Source organism: Pseudomonas sp. SDT291_1_S447 (genome assembly GCF_054070155.1).
In genome coordinates, this window is record NZ_JBSVXS010000011.1 from 56,465 (window position 1) to 70,810 (window position 14,346).

The following is a 14,346-nucleotide window of genomic DNA, read 5'->3' on the forward strand; positions in this document are numbered from 1 at the left end:
CTGAAGAAGGCGCTTAAAAACCTCCGGCACTCTTCAAAGCCAGATACCGCGTCACCAGTTCGCCCCCCAGTTCCGCTGGCCGGACATCCACTACCGGAACCCCATGAGCCCTCAAGCGCTCATGGAGTTCTGCCTGCTCGTTCAAATAACTCACCGTCCCGCAATAGGCCAGAGCCTCGGGCAAGGTTTGCACCGGTGCATGTCGCAGGGCGTCTAGCGTCTCTTCGCGCAGGCTCGCCACCATCACGCGGTGCTGTGTGCTCAGGCGTTTGACGGCAGCCAATAGTTCATCGTCGACTTCATCGCGCAGGTTGCTGACCAACACCACCAGTGCCCGGCGTTTTTGCCGGGCCAATAGTTGATTGGCGGCGGCTTGGTAGTCGGCAGGGCGTTGTGTGCTATCCAGGTCATACACTGTGTTGAGCAGCACGTTCAGTTGCCCGGCGCCTTTGACTGGCGCGAGATGGCGCGGCTGTTCGCTGGCGAAGGTGCTCATGCCCACCGCATCGCCCTGGCGCAGGGCCACGTAACTGAGCAGCAGGCAAGCATTGAGTGCATGGTCGAAATGCGACAGCTCTCCGTCCTGGCTGCGCATGGATCGGCCACAGTCGAGCAGAAAGATGATCTGCTGATCGCGCTCGTCCTGATACTCGCGGGCAATCGGTGTGCGTTGGCGGGCGGTGGCTTTCCAGTCGATCTGGCGCAGGCTGTCACCTTCACGGAATTCGCGCAGCTGATGGAATTCCAGACCCTGACCGCGCCGTTGGCGCTGACGCACACCGAGCTGGCTGAGCCAGTTGTCCACGGCCAGCAGTTCACCGCCGTAGAGTCGGGCGAAGTCGGGGTAGACGCGGGTCTGGTCGCTGACATCGAGCAGGCGTTTGCCTGTCCATAATCCCAAGGGACTGGGCAGGCTGACTTCGCAGTGAGCGAAGCTGAAATGGCCGCGTTGGAGCGGGCGCAATCGATAACCGAGCAGGCTGCGCCGGCCGGGTTGCAATTCAATCGACAGCGGCAGGTTTTCGAAACCCAGCCCTGCTGGCGGGTGATCGAACAGTTCAATGTGCGTCGGTTCGCTGAAGTCATGTTCGACTTCCAGGCGCACTTCACCCCAGCGGCCGAGCGCAAGACTGCCGGGCATCTGTCGGGTGACGCGGGGTGTTGGCAGACGTTGCAGGCGCAGGGCATCGAGCACCGCCAGGGCCAATAGCGCCAGCAGCAACCCCCAGTTGATCGACATCAGGCTGGCAGGGATGTCGACTTCCAGCGCCCGCAATGTACCCAGAACGATACCGATGACCAGCAGCAAGGCCAGCCAGATCAGCAGCAGGCGCGCGGGTTTCACAGACGCGGCGCCGCAATCTGGTCGAGCAGTTGCTGCAGCACCTGATCGACCTGCAGGCCTTCAATGTCCAGCTCCGGGGCAATGCGTACGCGATGGCGCAGCACAGCCAGTGCGCAGCCTTTGATGTCGTCCGGGATCACGAACTCACCGCCACGCAACAACGCGCGGGCACGGGCGCAACGCACCAGTGCGATCGAGGCGCGGGGCCCGGCGCCGAGAATCAGCCCCGGCCAGGTGCGCGTGCTACGGGCCAGACGCACGGCGTAGTCGAGCACCTGATCGTCCAGCGGCAAGTCGCTGGCGATGCGTTGCAGGGCTTGCACGTCCTTGGCTTGCAACACGGTGCGCAGCGGTTGCACATCGAGCATGTCGGCACGGGTCGAACGGCTGACCTGTCGCACCATGTTCAACTCTTGGTCCGCGTCCGGGTAGTCCATGCGTACCTTGAGCATGAAGCGGTCGAGCTCGGCTTCCGGCAGGGGATAGGTGCCTTCCTGTTCGATCGGGTTCTGCGTGGCCAGCACCATGAACGGTTGCGCGATGGGCAGGGCACGGCCTTCGAGTGTGACCTGCCGTTCCTGCATCGCTTCGAGCAAGGCCGCCTGGGTTTTCGCCGGGGCGCGGTTGATCTCGTCGGCCAGCAACAGGTTGGTGAACAGCGGGCCCTTGCGCAGCTTGAACTGCTCGGTTTGCAGGTCGTACACGGCGTGGCCGGTGACGTCGCTGGGCATTAGATCCGGGGTGAATTGAATCCGCGCAAACTCGCCGCCGAAACAACGGGCCAACGCGCGCACCAGCAGGGTTTTGCCTAGCCCCGGCACACCTTCAAGCAATACGTGGCCACCGGCGATGAGCGCCGTCAACACGTCGTCGATCACCTGGTTCTGGCCGATCAGGGCTTTCTGCAATTCGCCGCGCACCGCTTGCGCCAATTGGCTGGCACGCTGGCGTTGCTGGGCGGCGTGACTGGCGCTGCCGGGCTCGATCTGTTCGGTCATAGCGTGTTCCTCAGGGTTTGCAGGTGGGCGACCTGGCGGCAGAAATCGGCGCTGGAGATCCGCCGGTTCGGCACCGGGCTCAGGGCCTGGCTGATAGCGCGGGTGGGTTGCCGGGTCAGGCGCGACAATGCCAGCCATTGTTCGGCAACGTTCAATTGATCAAAGCCGGGATGGCGGCGGCGGGCGCGACGCAGCACATCCTGTTGCAGTGCTTGCAGCAGTGCCTGTTGGCCGTTGTGGCGCAGCAGGAAATCGGCACTGGCGCGCAGGTGCTCCTGCAACTGCCGGCGTCCGCTCGGAGCGGGTCGCTGAAGCGGGCCGTGGCGTACCGCGACGTGCCAGAGCCACAGGCCGATCAACGCGAGCAGGGCGACAATCGCCTGCGGGAAGTAGCGCCAGAGCAAGGTCAGCAGGCCATCGTGCTCGGTGTTGTAGATCAACGTGACGTCGGTGTCGGCACTCAGGTACCAGAGCAGCCAGGCGTTGTCGTATTGGCTGATGGTGTTGTTCTTCCACAGCTCGGCGTCGGTGACCACGGTGATCGAGCCAAGGCTGTAGGGCAGTTGCATCATGTGCGTGGCCTTGGCGCTGTTGGCCCAGGCTTGCGCAAGATTCTTCGGGTCGTCGAGGTGGAAGTCGGTATCGAAACCGGCGTAGGCCGGGGCGTCTTCGTCTTCCAGATAGAGTTTGGTCAGTTTCGGGAAACGGTCTGGCTCAACGTCTGCGGGTAAATCTTTCAGATCCTTGCTCAGGGATTGATGCAGTTGCACCCGATCAAGCAACAGGTCATTGCTTTGTTTGCTCTGCTCATCCCACAGCGATTCGGCGACGAACACCAGCCGCCCGCCGGCCCGCGTCCAGTTCAACACTTGCTCAACCTGACGCGGGGTCATGCGTGAGCGGTCGTTGAACAACAGCAACGTATGACGGCGAGGGTCGATTTCCGGCAGTACCGCGAGGCTTTCGGCATGGCTGACCATGAGGCCGCGCTCACGCAAAAACAGCTCGGCCGCCAGATAAGGATTGGCTTGCGCAGCAGGCGCAGGGCCGTGATCGACTTCTTCCTGATAGGGCTTGGCGTTGAGGTAGAGGAACACGCTCAGCGTCCCGATTAACAGGGCGATCAACGCCGCGACCCACCACAATGTCCGGCGACTCAACGGGCGGCTCCGGGGCCGAACAAGGCACGCCAGCCATCACACAATTCCTGTTGCAGCGGCGCTGCCGGCACTCGATGCCCGTAGGCCATGTTCTGCCAATGGGTGGTCAGGCTGCGGCTGAAGGCGAGCAGTTCAGGGCGCTGCAATTGCTCCACGTGCGCCAGCACCTGGAGTTCGGTGTCGGCGGGTTTCAGGCTCAGATCGAAGTCGTGGAGCAGATGGCTGAGCAGCCCTCGATAGAGCAGGCCCAACGCTGCGCGGGGTTGGCTTTGCCACAGTTGTTCGGCATGGGCGGCGATGTCGTCAGGCAAGGTGTCGCGGTTCAAATCCAGACCGAAGGCTTGCTGCGGCAACGCTCGTTTTGTCTTGGCAGGCAGTTTCGCACGACGGCTGACAAAGGCCTGGAGAAACTCGCGATAACGCCAGATCAGCCAGCCCACCGCAGCAATGACTGTGCCCCACAACAGCACTTCAATGATCTTCGCCAGTCCATTCAAGTGTTGCCCGTCGAGCCAGCCCAGCAGGGTTTTCAGCCACTGTGGCGCTTCACCCGGCTTCTGCGCTTCGGCAGGTTTCGCCGGGTCTTCGCCAAAGCGATAACGGGTGACGACTTCCTTGTTCTTGAACGGCTGCTGTTCAAGCAATGCCTTGATACTGTCCCGGGAGGCCTGACTGGTCAGCGGCTGATTCAACAGGCGCGGCGCCTGCGGGCTGTCATCAGGCTCGGCGGCCCAGGTCGACGGCATATTCGGCAACACCAGACAGACCGCCAGCAGCAATCCCAATACAGCGTTGTTCAGACGTTGACGCAAGCGGCGGAACACCAGTTCGATGTCCCACGCTTCCAGTTGTGTGCGTCGGTTCAGATAAAGGCTGAAACCGCAGGCGACGTAGATCGGCTCCCACACCACCAGCACCAGCGCGTAGAAAGCATTGGTCAGGTGTTCGAGCCAGCGCCAGTCTTGATCCGCCGCGAGAATCAGTGACTGCCAGCTCCAATCCGTTTCGATTTGCTCCGGAAGCAACATGTAGAACAGCACCATCAAGCCGATCCACAACGCGGTTTCCAGATGCACGCCGATGATCGTCAGCCACTGCGCGGCGCCGGCGTTGCGTTGCAGCAGCACGTGCAGGCGTTGTTGTCGCGCGTTGCCATCGAGGCCTTCGAGTTGCACCACCGGCAGTAGAAAACTGCGGCTGAAACTCAGGCGGCGCCAGGTCAGGCTGGCCAGCAGTTGCGGTTTGAGCAGGCGCGGCCATTCGCGCAGGGCTTGCTTGAGTGTCGGCGTTTCGCCAAACAGCGCTTGCGACAGGATGTACAGCGGCAGGCGTTCGTACGCCGGTTTCAACCACCAGAAGATAAACACCGCCAGCGACGGCGAATCCCACAGCACCAGGCTGAGCAGGGCGAACAACGGCAGGGTGACGATCGCCCAACTGGTCATCAGCAGACGTCGATGTTGCTGGCTCATCAGCACGCCGAGGTCCATGGCCTCCCAGGTCGTGCGCGGGCGGATCACCACGGTGGCGTCACTCAGGCGCATGACGGGTTCTTCCAGCGAACGACAGATAGAGCGCGACCAACGCCCAAAGTCCGGCGCCGACCAGGTATTTGGTCAGCGGCGTGACAGTGGTTTTCGATGACCAATAGGCTTCGATAAACGCGGCAATCAACAGGAACAGCATCACCCCGCAGACCAGCAACACGCTTTTGCGTGCCGCCCGTTGCAGCGCTTCACCGCGTGTCAGCCGTCCGGGTGCGATCAACGCCCAGCCGAGTTCCAGGCCGGCCGCGCCGGCGAGGGCAATGGCGGTGAGTTCAAAGGCGCCATGGGCGATGACGAATGACCAGAAGGTCTGGCCGAAACCGATCTCGCTCAGATGCCCGGCCACCGCGCCGATGACCATGCCGTTGTAGAGAAGAAAGAACGCACTGCCCACACCCAGCAACAAACCGCTGGCGAAAGTCTGGAAGGCAATGCCGATGTTGTGCATCACGTAGTAACCGAACATCACCCAGTCTTCGCTGGCCGCGCGCTCGGCGGGGCGCCCGAGATGGCCGGCGACAGGGTCATACATGCCTTGCATCTCGCGCACCTGATCGGCGGGGATCAGGTTGTAGATCAGTTCGGGAAACACGTACACCAACACGCCGACGCCGATCAGGCTGGCGAAGAACAGCAGGCTGGCGACCAGTACAAAGGGCCATTCGGCGCGCACAAGGCGCGGAAAGTCGGCGAGGATGAAACTCAGCACATTAGCGCCGAGCCGGCTGCGGTGGCGGTACAGTTGTTGATGCCCGCGTAACACTTGTTGTTGCAATGAGTCGATGAGAAAACTGCTGTAGCCGCGCTCCTGAGCCAGCGCGAGATGCTGACAAAGCCTGCGATAGGCCTTGGGGAAACCGGCGACTTGTGAGGTGTCCTTGCCATGTTCAAGGCGTTCGAGGGCCAGCGCAAAAGGCTCCCATTCGGCCTTGTGGCGACTTTCGAAAAGGCTTTGCTTCATGTCGGGCCCAACAAGCCGCGAGCGATGCCGTTGAGTTCAGCGACAGCTTTGGGCGCGGAAATATGCAGAGGCTGGGCGAGCAGCGCCGCCAGTTCATTGACCCGCGCTGAGGATAATTCCCCTTGGCGCTCGGCAAAACCCAGCACGGCGCGTTGTTCCGCGAGCGTCAGGGGGACGGGCGAACGCCGTGGTTCGGCTTCAGGCAGTTGCGGGCGAGTCAGCGGGCGTTCGCTGTAGACCACCAGCGTGCCGGCAGCGATGTCGCCGAGGCGTTTGAAGGTCGGGTGGTGCAGGCAGCTGAGGGTGCCAAGGAAGTAGCCGAAGGGCAGCAGATCGACAAAGCGCAGCAGGTTGCGCAGCAGCGAGGCCGACCAGCCAATCGGAGTGCCGTCATCGTGCACCACGCGCAGCCCCATCCATTGTTTACCCGGCGAGCGGCCCTGACGCAGCACTTCGAACAGCACCATGTACCACCAACTGATCGCAAACAGCAGCAGTGAACCCAGGCCCATGCCGAGCTTGCCGAGAAACGCCAGGGCGATGAACAGCACGCCCATGATCAGGCCGCGAATACCCAGATCGATCGCGAAGGCCACGGCCCGCACCATCAACCCGGCGGGGCGCAACGGCAGATCGATGCCTTCCGGCGTTTCGACCTGATGCCGCGTATCCAGCGGCGGGGCCAGCGGTGCTTTCCTTGGCGGTGCTGTAGGCTCGAGCATGGGCTACCTGATGTTCGCCTGTTCGGGGGGCAAGTGAGGTCGATGCTAGCAGCCTCTCGGGGGAAAACGACATAACTATGTATTGCACTGCGTGTGGCTCGCAGTGATTGAATGACGCGAGGCTGGCCGCGAGCGCGGTTGAACGCCTAGACTTCGCCGATCTTCAGTTCAGGAACCGCCCGTGACTTCAATCTTCTGGTACGACTACGAAACCACTGGCATCAATCCGCGTAACGACCGCCCGTTGCAGGTGGCCGGGATCCGCACCGACCATGCGCTCAACGAAATCGACGAGCCGGTCAATCTTTATTGCCAGCCCAGCGAAGACATCCTGCCGCATCCGGCGGCTTGCGCGATCACCGGTATCACCCCGAGCCAGCTCGCCGAAAAGGGCTTGAGCGAAGCTGATTTCATGACTCGCGTGCATGCCCAACTCGCGGCCCCCGGCACCTGTGGCGCCGGTTACAACACGCTGCGCTTCGACGACGAGATGACCCGTTACAGCCTGTATCGCAATTTTTTCGACCCGTACGCCCGGGAGTGGCAGGGCGGTAACAGTCGCTGGGATCTGATCGATGTGGTGCGCGCCGCTTATGCGCTGCGTCCTGACGGTCTGGTCTGGCCCACCGATGACGAAGGCCGGGTGACGCTCAAGCTCGAGCGCCTGACCGCCGCCAACCATATTGATCACGGTCATGCCCACGAAGCCCTGTCGGACGTGCGCGCGACCATCGCCCTGGCGCGGTTGATCCGTCAGAAGCAGCCAAAACTGTATGACTGGCTGTTCCAATTGCGCAGCAAGCAAAAGGTCATGGATCAGATTCGTTTGTTGCAGCCACTGGTGCATGTTTCCGGGCGCTTCTCGGCGGCGCGCAGTTATGTTGGCGTGGTGCTGCCGCTGGCTTGGCACCCGAAAAACCGCAACGCCTTGATCGTCTGCGACTTGCACCTCGATCCGCAGGGCTTGCTCGATCTGGATGCGCAAACCCTGCGCCAGCGCTTGTACACCCGCCGTGACGATTTGCCTGAGGGCGAGTTGCCGGTGCCGCTCAAGCTGATTCATGTCAACCGATGCCCGGTGGTGGCTCCGCTGTCGGTACTGCGTGCGCAGGATCAGCAAAGGCTGGGTCTGGACATGGCGCTTTATCAGGAACGCGCGCTGCGACTAACTGACGCACAACAAGTTTGGAAAGATAAAGTTGCTGCGATTTATGTCAGCGAAGATTTCACCCCGAGCGAGGATCCGGAACAACAGTTGTACGACGGTTTTATCGGTGACCGCGACCGGCGTCTATGTGAGCAAGTGAGGAGCGCTGACCCTTCGCAATTAGCGCAAGAGCAATGGCCTTTCGATGATGAACGTTTGCCTGAATTACTCTTTCGATATCGAGCACGTAACTTTCCCGAGACCTTGAGTTTTGAAGAGCAGGAACGCTGGCGGATATTTTGTCAGCAGCGTTTGTCCTCACCTGAATGGGGTGCGCCGAATACCTTGCAATCTTTTACGGAGGCCGCAGAGCAATGGTCGCTTAGTGCGACGCCGATGCAGAGAGCCGTACTCGATGAATGGCAGAATTATGTCCAGGCATTACGCAAACGTTTGAATCTTTGAAATCGAACATGATCGGCGCTAATTTTCGCGGATAAAAAAAACGCCAGCATTCGCTGGCGTTTCTTTTCGTGGCAGATTGGTCTGCGACGGGTACTGCGGCTTAGCCCAGCAGGGTAGCCCAGCCTTCAACCACATCACCGCCCCACTTGGCTTTCCACTCTTTCAGAGTTTTGTGGTTGCCACCTTTGGTTTCGATGACTTCGCCGTTGTGCGGGTTTTTGTATTGTTTAACTTTGCGAGCACGCTTGGTGCCGGTAGTTTTTACTGCGCCACCGCGTGGTGCTTTGGTTTTCGATTCTGGATCCAGCAGCGCGATGATGTCACGCAGGGATTTGGAATATTCACCCATCAGGGTGCGCAGTTTGCCTTCGAATTCCAGCTCGGCTTGCAGTTTGTCGTCTTCGGACAGGTTCTTCAAACGGGCTTGCAGCTCTTTGATAGCTTCTTCGGTGGCGCGATATTCGTTGATCAAGGACATGATTACTACCTTAGTAGAGTGCTGAATGGCAGGGGACAGTGCCGCAATAATAGTCAGGCTGTTTCATCAAGTAAACATTTAACCGGACTTTTTATTTAAATTAGTTACGAAAGAAACCGGCAATTTGAATGTTCAGTTAAATAGTGTGATGCAGTCATCACAGATATTCACAGTCAAAGGATCAAACAGGGCTCGCGCAGCGCCACGAGGGTGACGTTTGTCGCCGTCAGAAATCCGAGTGTCGAAGCAGTGCGCGCGTGTGCGCTCATCAGTACTGCAGTTTTGCCGCGCAATCGCTAGAATGGCCGCCTTTGCGAAGTTCTGGAGTTCCCCCCTCATGCGCACTTTTCGGCTGGTGATATCTTGCCCGGACCGCGTTGGCATCGTTGCCAAAGTCAGTAATTTTCTGGCAGCCCACAACGGCTGGATCACCGAAGCGAGCCACCACTCGGACAATCAGGTCGGCTGGTTCTTCATGCGTCACGAAATTCGTGCCGATTCGCTGCCTTTCGGTATTGAAGTATTGCGCGAGAAGTTCGCGCCGATCGCCGAAGAGTTCTCGATGGACTGGCGCATCACCGACACCGAGCAGAAAAAACGTGTTGTGCTGATGGCCAGCCGCGAATCCCACTGCCTTGCTGACTTGTTGCACCGCTGGCACAGCGATGAGCTGGACTGCGAAATCTCCTGCGTGATTTCCAACCACGACGACCTGCGCAGCATGGTCGAGTGGCATGGCATTCCTTACTACCATGTCCCGGTCAATCCGCAGGACAAGCAACCGGCCTTCGACGAAGTGTCGCGTCTGGTCAAACAGCACGACGCCGAAGTGGTGGTGCTGGCGCGTTATATGCAGATTCTGCCGCCGGACATGTGCCGCGAATATGCGCACAAGGTGATCAACATTCATCACAGTTTCCTGCCGTCGTTCGTCGGCGCCAAGCCGTATCACCAGGCGTCGCTGCGTGGTGTGAAGCTGATCGGCGCGACTTGCCACTACGTGACCGAAGAGCTGGACGCCGGTCCGATCATCGAGCAGGACGTGGTCCGTGTCAGCCACAGTGACAGCATCGAAGACATGGTGCGTTTCGGCCGTGATGTCGAGAAGATGGTGCTGGCTCGTGGCCTGCGTTATCACCTCGAAGATCGCGTGCTGGTGCACGGTAACAAGACTGTGGTGTTCTGATCGAACTCACGCAGGCTTGAAAAACCAAGGGTCTGGGCGTTCAATCGCTCAGACCCTTGTTCATTTCAGCCCCGAGGAAACCTTCATGAGTGATCCACTGGACAAAGCCACTTCCAAAGCACCGGCTACTGTGGGCGAGGGGTGTTTGAGTCGATATGATCCCGAAGACATGAGCCCGGAGGATGGCACCGAGTTTCCCGGCGCAGCCGAGTTGTGGGAACAACTCCAGGAAGAGCATAAGGACGACGTCAAGAAGCCTGTCTGACGTTCATTAGCTTCTTCAACAGCGGCCGGCCCAACATCAACAGAAACACCGGGCCACCCACCAGCAGATAAAAGTAATACGTCACCACCCGCCAGATCAGAATCGCCGCCGCTGCGGTGGATTTACCCACCATCGGCGCCAACAGCGCTGCCGAGGTCAACTCAGCCGCCCCGGCACCGCCCGGCAGCAGACTGAATTGCCCGGCCCCGAGCGAAAGCATCTGCACCAGAAAACTCCAGGCCCACTGCAAGTCCGCGCCCAGGCCGCGTAGCGCCAGATACAGCACGCTGTAGCGCAGCAACCAATGCACACAGGTCAGAGCGAATACTTTGATCAATGTTTGCCAGGGCAACTTCAACGTATCGGTAAACGCCGCGAGAAAGTGCAGTAACTTGCGCGCCCAGCGACGACGGGTACCGGCCTTGACGTCCATCCTTGCCAACAGGCGGCCGCTCAGGCGAATCAAGGTGCGGTGATAGCGCGCGACCAGCACACAACTGAACAAACCGCCGAACAGCGAAATCGCACTGACGGTCAGTAACCATTCGAGGCGATCACTGAGGTGCTGGAACAGCGCATAAATCAGAATCCCGCTGAGGGCGCAGAGAAAGAACAGCAAATCGCTGAGCTGATCCATGGCAAACACCGCGCTGCCCCGCGCCGGACGCACGCCTGATCGGGCCAGCAGGGCCATGATTGTTAATGGCCCGCCGCTGCCGCCGGGAGTGGCGCAATAGGCGAACTCGGCGGCCATTACTACGCCAAGGCTTTGCAGCGGCGTGACGCGCTCGCGCTGATCACCGAGCAACAGGCGCAGGCGCAAGGTATTGATGCCCCAGCACAGCAGGATCATGCCGAACATGATCAGCAGCCAGTGCAACGGGAAACTCTGCAGTCGCGCCCAGGTTTCGCCGCCACCCAGCACAACCGGAATCAGCACCGCCGCGAGCAGGCCGATCAGCAAGAGAATGCCGCGACTCATGCGGCGTGTCCCCATTGACCGCGCTGTTGGTCGAGCCAGTGGATTTTGGTCATCGGTACGCGTCCTTCACTCAGTAGTCGTTCGAGGGTGTGCAGCCAGTAGTCACGGGAATAACCGTGGCGCATGTCCACGGGATGCAAGCCTAGACGAATCACCGGCGCCTGACGCCAACGCTGTTGACGCTGCTCGCTGACAATCTTCGATAAGCCCCTTCGCCAGGCGCTGCGGGCGCTCCAGACCAGACCTGGTGCGTCGAGGGGGGTGAAATCCGGCAAACGATAAAGATGTTGCGGATCACTGGTGTAGCGCAGCGGTAACTCGCGCAGGGCTTGGCGGGTGCCGTCGCTCATCAACCACGCCGGGGCAACGAAACCGTGCAGCGGCCAGTCGCGGTGCTGGAAGATTTCGATGCCGGCGCGCAGACGGGCGAGGGCGGTTTCACGGGTTAAACGATAGAACTCGCCTTCATGGGTGTAAATGCGGCGCATGAACCAGTCGCGCGGGGTCGTCGGGCCGGGCTCCTGGTCATCGTGGAAATAACCATGCAATGCCAACTCATCGCCACGGGCAACGCGCGTATCGAGCATCTGGCAAAATGCCGGGTGATCGTCGAGGGCGTTGTGCCGGTGGAAGTCGGGTACGACCAGCCACGTCATCGGCACGTTGCCCAATGCGTCGACGGCCTCGACAAACGGTTGGTAGTCCGCCCACGTCGACGGTGCCACATCGTGCAGCACCAGCAAGACGGCGGGATTATTCACCGATTCAGGCATTGGCCACCCGTGGCAGCGTATGTCCGAGAACCGCTTGATAGTGGCCCAACAGGCTGTCGACCACCGTGTCCCAGGCGTAGTGAGTTTCGACATGCTGGCGGGCCTGAGCGCCGAGCCTGGTACAGCCGCGACTGAACAGTTCGCGCACGGCATTGGCCATCGCCTGCGGGTTGTTCGGTGCACAAAGCAGGCCGCAGGATTCAGTGACAATCTCTTCGAACGCCCCGGCCGCCACCGCCACCACGGGAATGCCGCAGGCCATGGCTTCGAGGATCACCAGGCCGAAGGTTTCCTGATCGCCGGCATGCAGCAAGGCATCCGCACTGGCCATCAACTGCGCGACGCGTGGCGCGGGGCAGAATTCGTTGATCACGCTGACGTTGTCCGGCACGGCCGTGGGCATCGACGAACCGACCAGCAGCAAGTGATAGCGCGGGCCGAGGCGTTGCATGCATTTGAGCAGCACCGGCAGGTTTTTCTCTTTCGAACCGCGCCCGGCGAAAATCAACAGGCGAGTGTCCTCGGCGATGCCCAGCTCCGCACGCAGATTGCTGTCTCCTGCATCTGGATGAAAGGTCTGCAGATCGACGCCTAACGGTTGCACGAAGACATTGCGTACGCCGAGGCCGGTAAGCTTGTCAGCCATGACCTGACTGGGCGCGAGCACTCGGTCGAAGTTGCCGTAAAGCTTGGTGACGTACGCCTCGATATTCGGCGTGACCCAATGGCCCATGCGATTGCTGATCAGCAGCGGCAGATCCGAGTGATAGAAGCCGATCACCGGCACATCGAGTTGCCGTCGAGCATCCAGCGCGGCCCATGCGGTCAGGTAAGGGTCACCGACTTCGATCAGATCAGGCTGCAAATCCTGCAGGACATTTCGCCAAGGGGCGAGGCGAAGGGGGAAGCGATAACCCTTGCCGAACGGCAGGGCGGGGGCGGGAACCGTATAAACACCGTCGTGTTCGCTGAAATGCGCACCGGGGATCAACAGGCTGTGGCGAGTGCCGGGTTTGACGCTCAACCGGCGGTGTTTGGCATCCAGATAAGTGCGCACGCCACCGCTGGCCGGGGCGTAGAACATGGTGATGTCGGCGATATGCACGGTGATCAACCCTCCGCTGCGTGGTTCTCCCTTGTTGACCTTTATCAAGAATAGATGTTCGGTCGGGATTGCGCGGTAGAGCTGAAGAGCACCCTCACCCTAACCCTCTCCCGGAGGGAGAGGGGACTGATCGAGGAGGATGTTGGAGATACGCCGACCTGAGAGACCTGAGTCGAACTCGAATTTTGAACAGCATGAAGATCGGCTCCCTTTCCCCCTCGCCCTTTTAAGGGAGAGGGGACTTTGGGCTTTATGCATCGACCTGAAAGTCTTCAGTCGAACTCAGGTCTGGAAAAAACCCCGATCTGCTCCCTTTCCCCCTCGCCCCCCTGGGGGAGAGGGCTGGGGTGAGGGGGTAGGCCTTTGATCTTAGATGCGGAAGCTGCCAACCAACTGCTTCAGACGCGAAGCCTGCTGCTCCAGGTCCGAACACGCCCGCAACGTCGCCTGCAAGTTCTCCACGCCTTCCTGGTTCAGCGTGTTGATCTCGGTGATATCGACGTTGATCGACTCAACCACAGCAGTCTGTTCCTCAGTCGCCGTGGCCACCGACTGGTTCATCCCGTCGATCTCGCCAATGCGCTGCGTCACGCTGTTCAAGCGCTCCCCGGCCAGGTTGGCAATCTCGACACTGTCCTGACTGTGGCGCTGGCTGTCGCTCATGGTGCTCACCGATTCACGGGCGCCGACCTGCAGCTCCTCGATCATGGTCTGCACCTGTTGCGCAGATTCCTGGGTGCGATGCGCCAGATTGCGCACTTCATCGGCCACCACAGCAAAACCACGACCGGCCTCACCGGCACGCGCCGCTTCAATCGCCGCGTTAAGCGCGAGCAGGTTGGTTTGCTGGGAAATACTGGTGATCACTTCAAGAATCTGGCCGATGTTCACGGTTTTGCTGTTCAGCGATTCGATGTTACTGCTCGACGCGCTGAGCATGCTCGATAGTTGATTCATCGCCTTGATGCTGCGATCCACCACTTGCTGGCCATCTTCAGCCAGACCGCGTGCGTCGCTGGCCTGATTCGAGGCCTGTGCAGCATTGCGGGCGATTTCCTGTGCGGCGGCGCCGAGCTGGTTGATCGCGGCGGCGACACTGCTGGTGCGCGAGGCTTGCTGGTCAGAGTTATACATCGACGAATTCGACGCAGCGACCACGCGCAGGGCGACTTCGTTAACCTGACCGGTAGCCGAGGACACTTCGCGGATCGA

The 14,346-nt window shown here is 60.4% G+C and carries 14 protein-coding genes; 3 read left to right on the plus strand and 11 right to left on the minus strand.

What is annotated here, in order from left to right; genetic code table 11:
- Window positions 1-13: 13 nt before the first annotated feature.
- From ACW9IR_RS06280 to ACW9IR_RS06305, 6 genes are read right to left on the minus strand one after another with little or no spacing between them, the layout of a single operon-like run.
- Complete coding sequence (locus ACW9IR_RS06280; RefSeq protein ID WP_457462221.1) at window positions 14-1,345, minus strand: DUF58 domain-containing protein; 1,332 nt, start codon at window positions 1,343-1,345, stop codon at window positions 14-16.
- On the minus strand, window positions 1,342-2,343 hold the full coding sequence (locus ACW9IR_RS06285; protein ID WP_016983118.1) for an AAA family ATPase: 1,002 nt from the start codon (window positions 2,341-2,343) through the stop codon (window positions 1,342-1,344). The genes ACW9IR_RS06280 and ACW9IR_RS06285 overlap by 4 nt, the downstream gene beginning before the upstream one ends.
- A complete protein-coding gene (locus ACW9IR_RS06290) occupies window positions 2,340-3,503 on the minus strand; it encodes a DUF4350 domain-containing protein (protein WP_102900155.1) in 1,164 nt (387 codons plus the stop codon). Before ACW9IR_RS06290 ends, ACW9IR_RS06285 begins: the two co-directional genes overlap by 4 nt.
- A complete protein-coding gene (locus ACW9IR_RS06295; protein WP_102900156.1) occupies window positions 3,500-5,047 on the minus strand; it encodes a DUF4129 domain-containing protein in 1,548 nt (515 codons plus the stop codon). Before ACW9IR_RS06295 ends, ACW9IR_RS06290 begins: the two co-directional genes overlap by 4 nt.
- Window positions 5,034-6,011, minus strand: a complete 978-nt coding sequence (locus ACW9IR_RS06300) for a stage II sporulation protein M (protein WP_457462224.1) — start codon at window positions 6,009-6,011, stop codon at window positions 5,034-5,036. The genes ACW9IR_RS06295 and ACW9IR_RS06300 overlap by 14 nt, the downstream gene beginning before the upstream one ends.
- The gene (locus ACW9IR_RS06305; protein WP_102900158.1) at window positions 6,008-6,733 is read right to left on the minus strand and encodes an RDD family protein; all 726 of its coding nucleotides are present in this window, start codon (window positions 6,731-6,733) and stop codon (window positions 6,008-6,010) included. The genes ACW9IR_RS06300 and ACW9IR_RS06305 overlap by 4 nt, the downstream gene beginning before the upstream one ends.
- Window positions 6,734-6,914: 181 nt before the next feature.
- Between ACW9IR_RS06305 and sbcB the strand changes: the two genes are divergently transcribed.
- Window positions 6,915-8,345, plus strand: coding sequence for an exodeoxyribonuclease I (gene sbcB, locus ACW9IR_RS06310; protein ID WP_457462227.1), 1,431 nt, complete (start codon window positions 6,915-6,917; stop codon window positions 8,343-8,345).
- Window positions 8,346-8,445: 100 nt separating this feature from the next.
- Here sbcB and mvaT read toward each other — a convergent pair whose 3' ends face one another.
- On the minus strand, window positions 8,446-8,823 hold the full coding sequence (gene mvaT / locus ACW9IR_RS06315; protein ID WP_016983124.1) for a histone-like nucleoid-structuring protein MvaT: 378 nt from the start codon (window positions 8,821-8,823) through the stop codon (window positions 8,446-8,448).
- 337 nt (window positions 8,824-9,160) lie between these two features.
- On the opposite strand from mvaT, the gene purU reads away from it, so the two are divergent.
- Together purU and ACW9IR_RS06325 are read left to right on the plus strand one after the other, a co-directional pair.
- Window positions 9,161-10,009, plus strand: coding sequence for a formyltetrahydrofolate deformylase (gene purU, locus ACW9IR_RS06320; RefSeq protein ID WP_007912774.1), 849 nt, complete (start codon window positions 9,161-9,163; stop codon window positions 10,007-10,009).
- An 85-nt stretch (window positions 10,010-10,094) separates the two neighbouring features.
- Window positions 10,095-10,274 (plus strand): hypothetical protein, encoded by a 180-nt coding sequence (locus ACW9IR_RS06325; RefSeq protein ID WP_457462229.1) that lies wholly within the window; start codon window positions 10,095-10,097, stop codon window positions 10,272-10,274.
- On the opposite strand, the gene ACW9IR_RS06330 is transcribed toward ACW9IR_RS06325, so the two are convergent.
- The 4 genes from ACW9IR_RS06330 to ACW9IR_RS06345 all read right to left on the minus strand — a co-directional run bounded on the left by ACW9IR_RS06330 (window position 10,258) and on the right by ACW9IR_RS06345 (window position 14,268).
- Window positions 10,258-11,256, minus strand: a complete 999-nt coding sequence (locus tag ACW9IR_RS06330) for a lysylphosphatidylglycerol synthase transmembrane domain-containing protein (protein ID WP_102900161.1) — start codon at window positions 11,254-11,256, stop codon at window positions 10,258-10,260. The two genes, ACW9IR_RS06325 and ACW9IR_RS06330, sit on opposite strands and share 17 nt — an antisense overlap.
- A complete protein-coding gene (locus tag ACW9IR_RS06335; protein ID WP_457462231.1) occupies window positions 11,253-12,029 on the minus strand; it encodes a DUF2334 domain-containing protein in 777 nt (258 codons plus the stop codon). The genes ACW9IR_RS06330 and ACW9IR_RS06335 overlap by 4 nt, the downstream gene beginning before the upstream one ends.
- Window positions 12,022-13,134 carry a glycosyltransferase family 4 protein gene (locus ACW9IR_RS06340; protein WP_457462250.1) on the minus strand — a complete coding sequence of 371 codons (1,113 nt, stop codon included), beginning with the start codon at window positions 13,132-13,134 and terminating at the stop codon, window positions 12,022-12,024. The genes ACW9IR_RS06335 and ACW9IR_RS06340 overlap by 8 nt, the downstream gene beginning before the upstream one ends.
- Window positions 13,135-13,503: 369 nt before the next feature.
- A complete protein-coding gene (locus ACW9IR_RS06345) occupies window positions 13,504-14,268 on the minus strand; it encodes a methyl-accepting chemotaxis protein (protein WP_371043227.1) in 765 nt (254 codons plus the stop codon).
- Window positions 14,269-14,346: the final 78 nt, after the last annotated feature.

What these genes read in the sequence shown, in the direction of transcription:
- ACW9IR_RS06285 (WP_016983118.1), bottom strand. Translation starts at nt 2,343, where the DNA reads ATGACCGAACAGATCGAGCCCGGCAGCGCCAGTCACGCCGCCCAGCAA.
- ACW9IR_RS06345 (WP_371043227.1), bottom strand. Translation starts at nt 14,268, where the DNA reads ATGTATAACTCTGACCAGCAAGCCTCGCGCACCAGCAGTGTCGCCGCC.
- ACW9IR_RS06335 (WP_457462231.1), bottom strand. Translation starts at nt 12,029, where the DNA reads ATGCCTGAATCGGTGAATAATCCCGCCGTCTTGCTGGTGCTGCACGAT.
- ACW9IR_RS06305 (WP_102900158.1), bottom strand. Translation starts at nt 6,733, where the DNA reads ATGCTCGAGCCTACAGCACCGCCAAGGAAAGCACCGCTGGCCCCGCCG.
- ACW9IR_RS06300 (WP_457462224.1), bottom strand. Translation starts at nt 6,011, where the DNA reads ATGAAGCAAAGCCTTTTCGAAAGTCGCCACAAGGCCGAATGGGAGCCT.
- purU (WP_007912774.1), top strand. Translation starts at nt 9,161, where the DNA reads ATGCGCACTTTTCGGCTGGTGATATCTTGCCCGGACCGCGTTGGCATC.
- mvaT (WP_016983124.1), bottom strand. Translation starts at nt 8,823, where the DNA reads ATGTCCTTGATCAACGAATATCGCGCCACCGAAGAAGCTATCAAAGAG.
- ACW9IR_RS06325 (WP_457462229.1), top strand. Translation starts at nt 10,095, where the DNA reads ATGAGTGATCCACTGGACAAAGCCACTTCCAAAGCACCGGCTACTGTG.
- ACW9IR_RS06330 (WP_102900161.1), bottom strand. Translation starts at nt 11,256, where the DNA reads ATGAGTCGCGGCATTCTCTTGCTGATCGGCCTGCTCGCGGCGGTGCTG.
- ACW9IR_RS06295 (WP_102900156.1), bottom strand. Translation starts at nt 5,047, where the DNA reads ATGCGCCTGAGTGACGCCACCGTGGTGATCCGCCCGCGCACGACCTGG.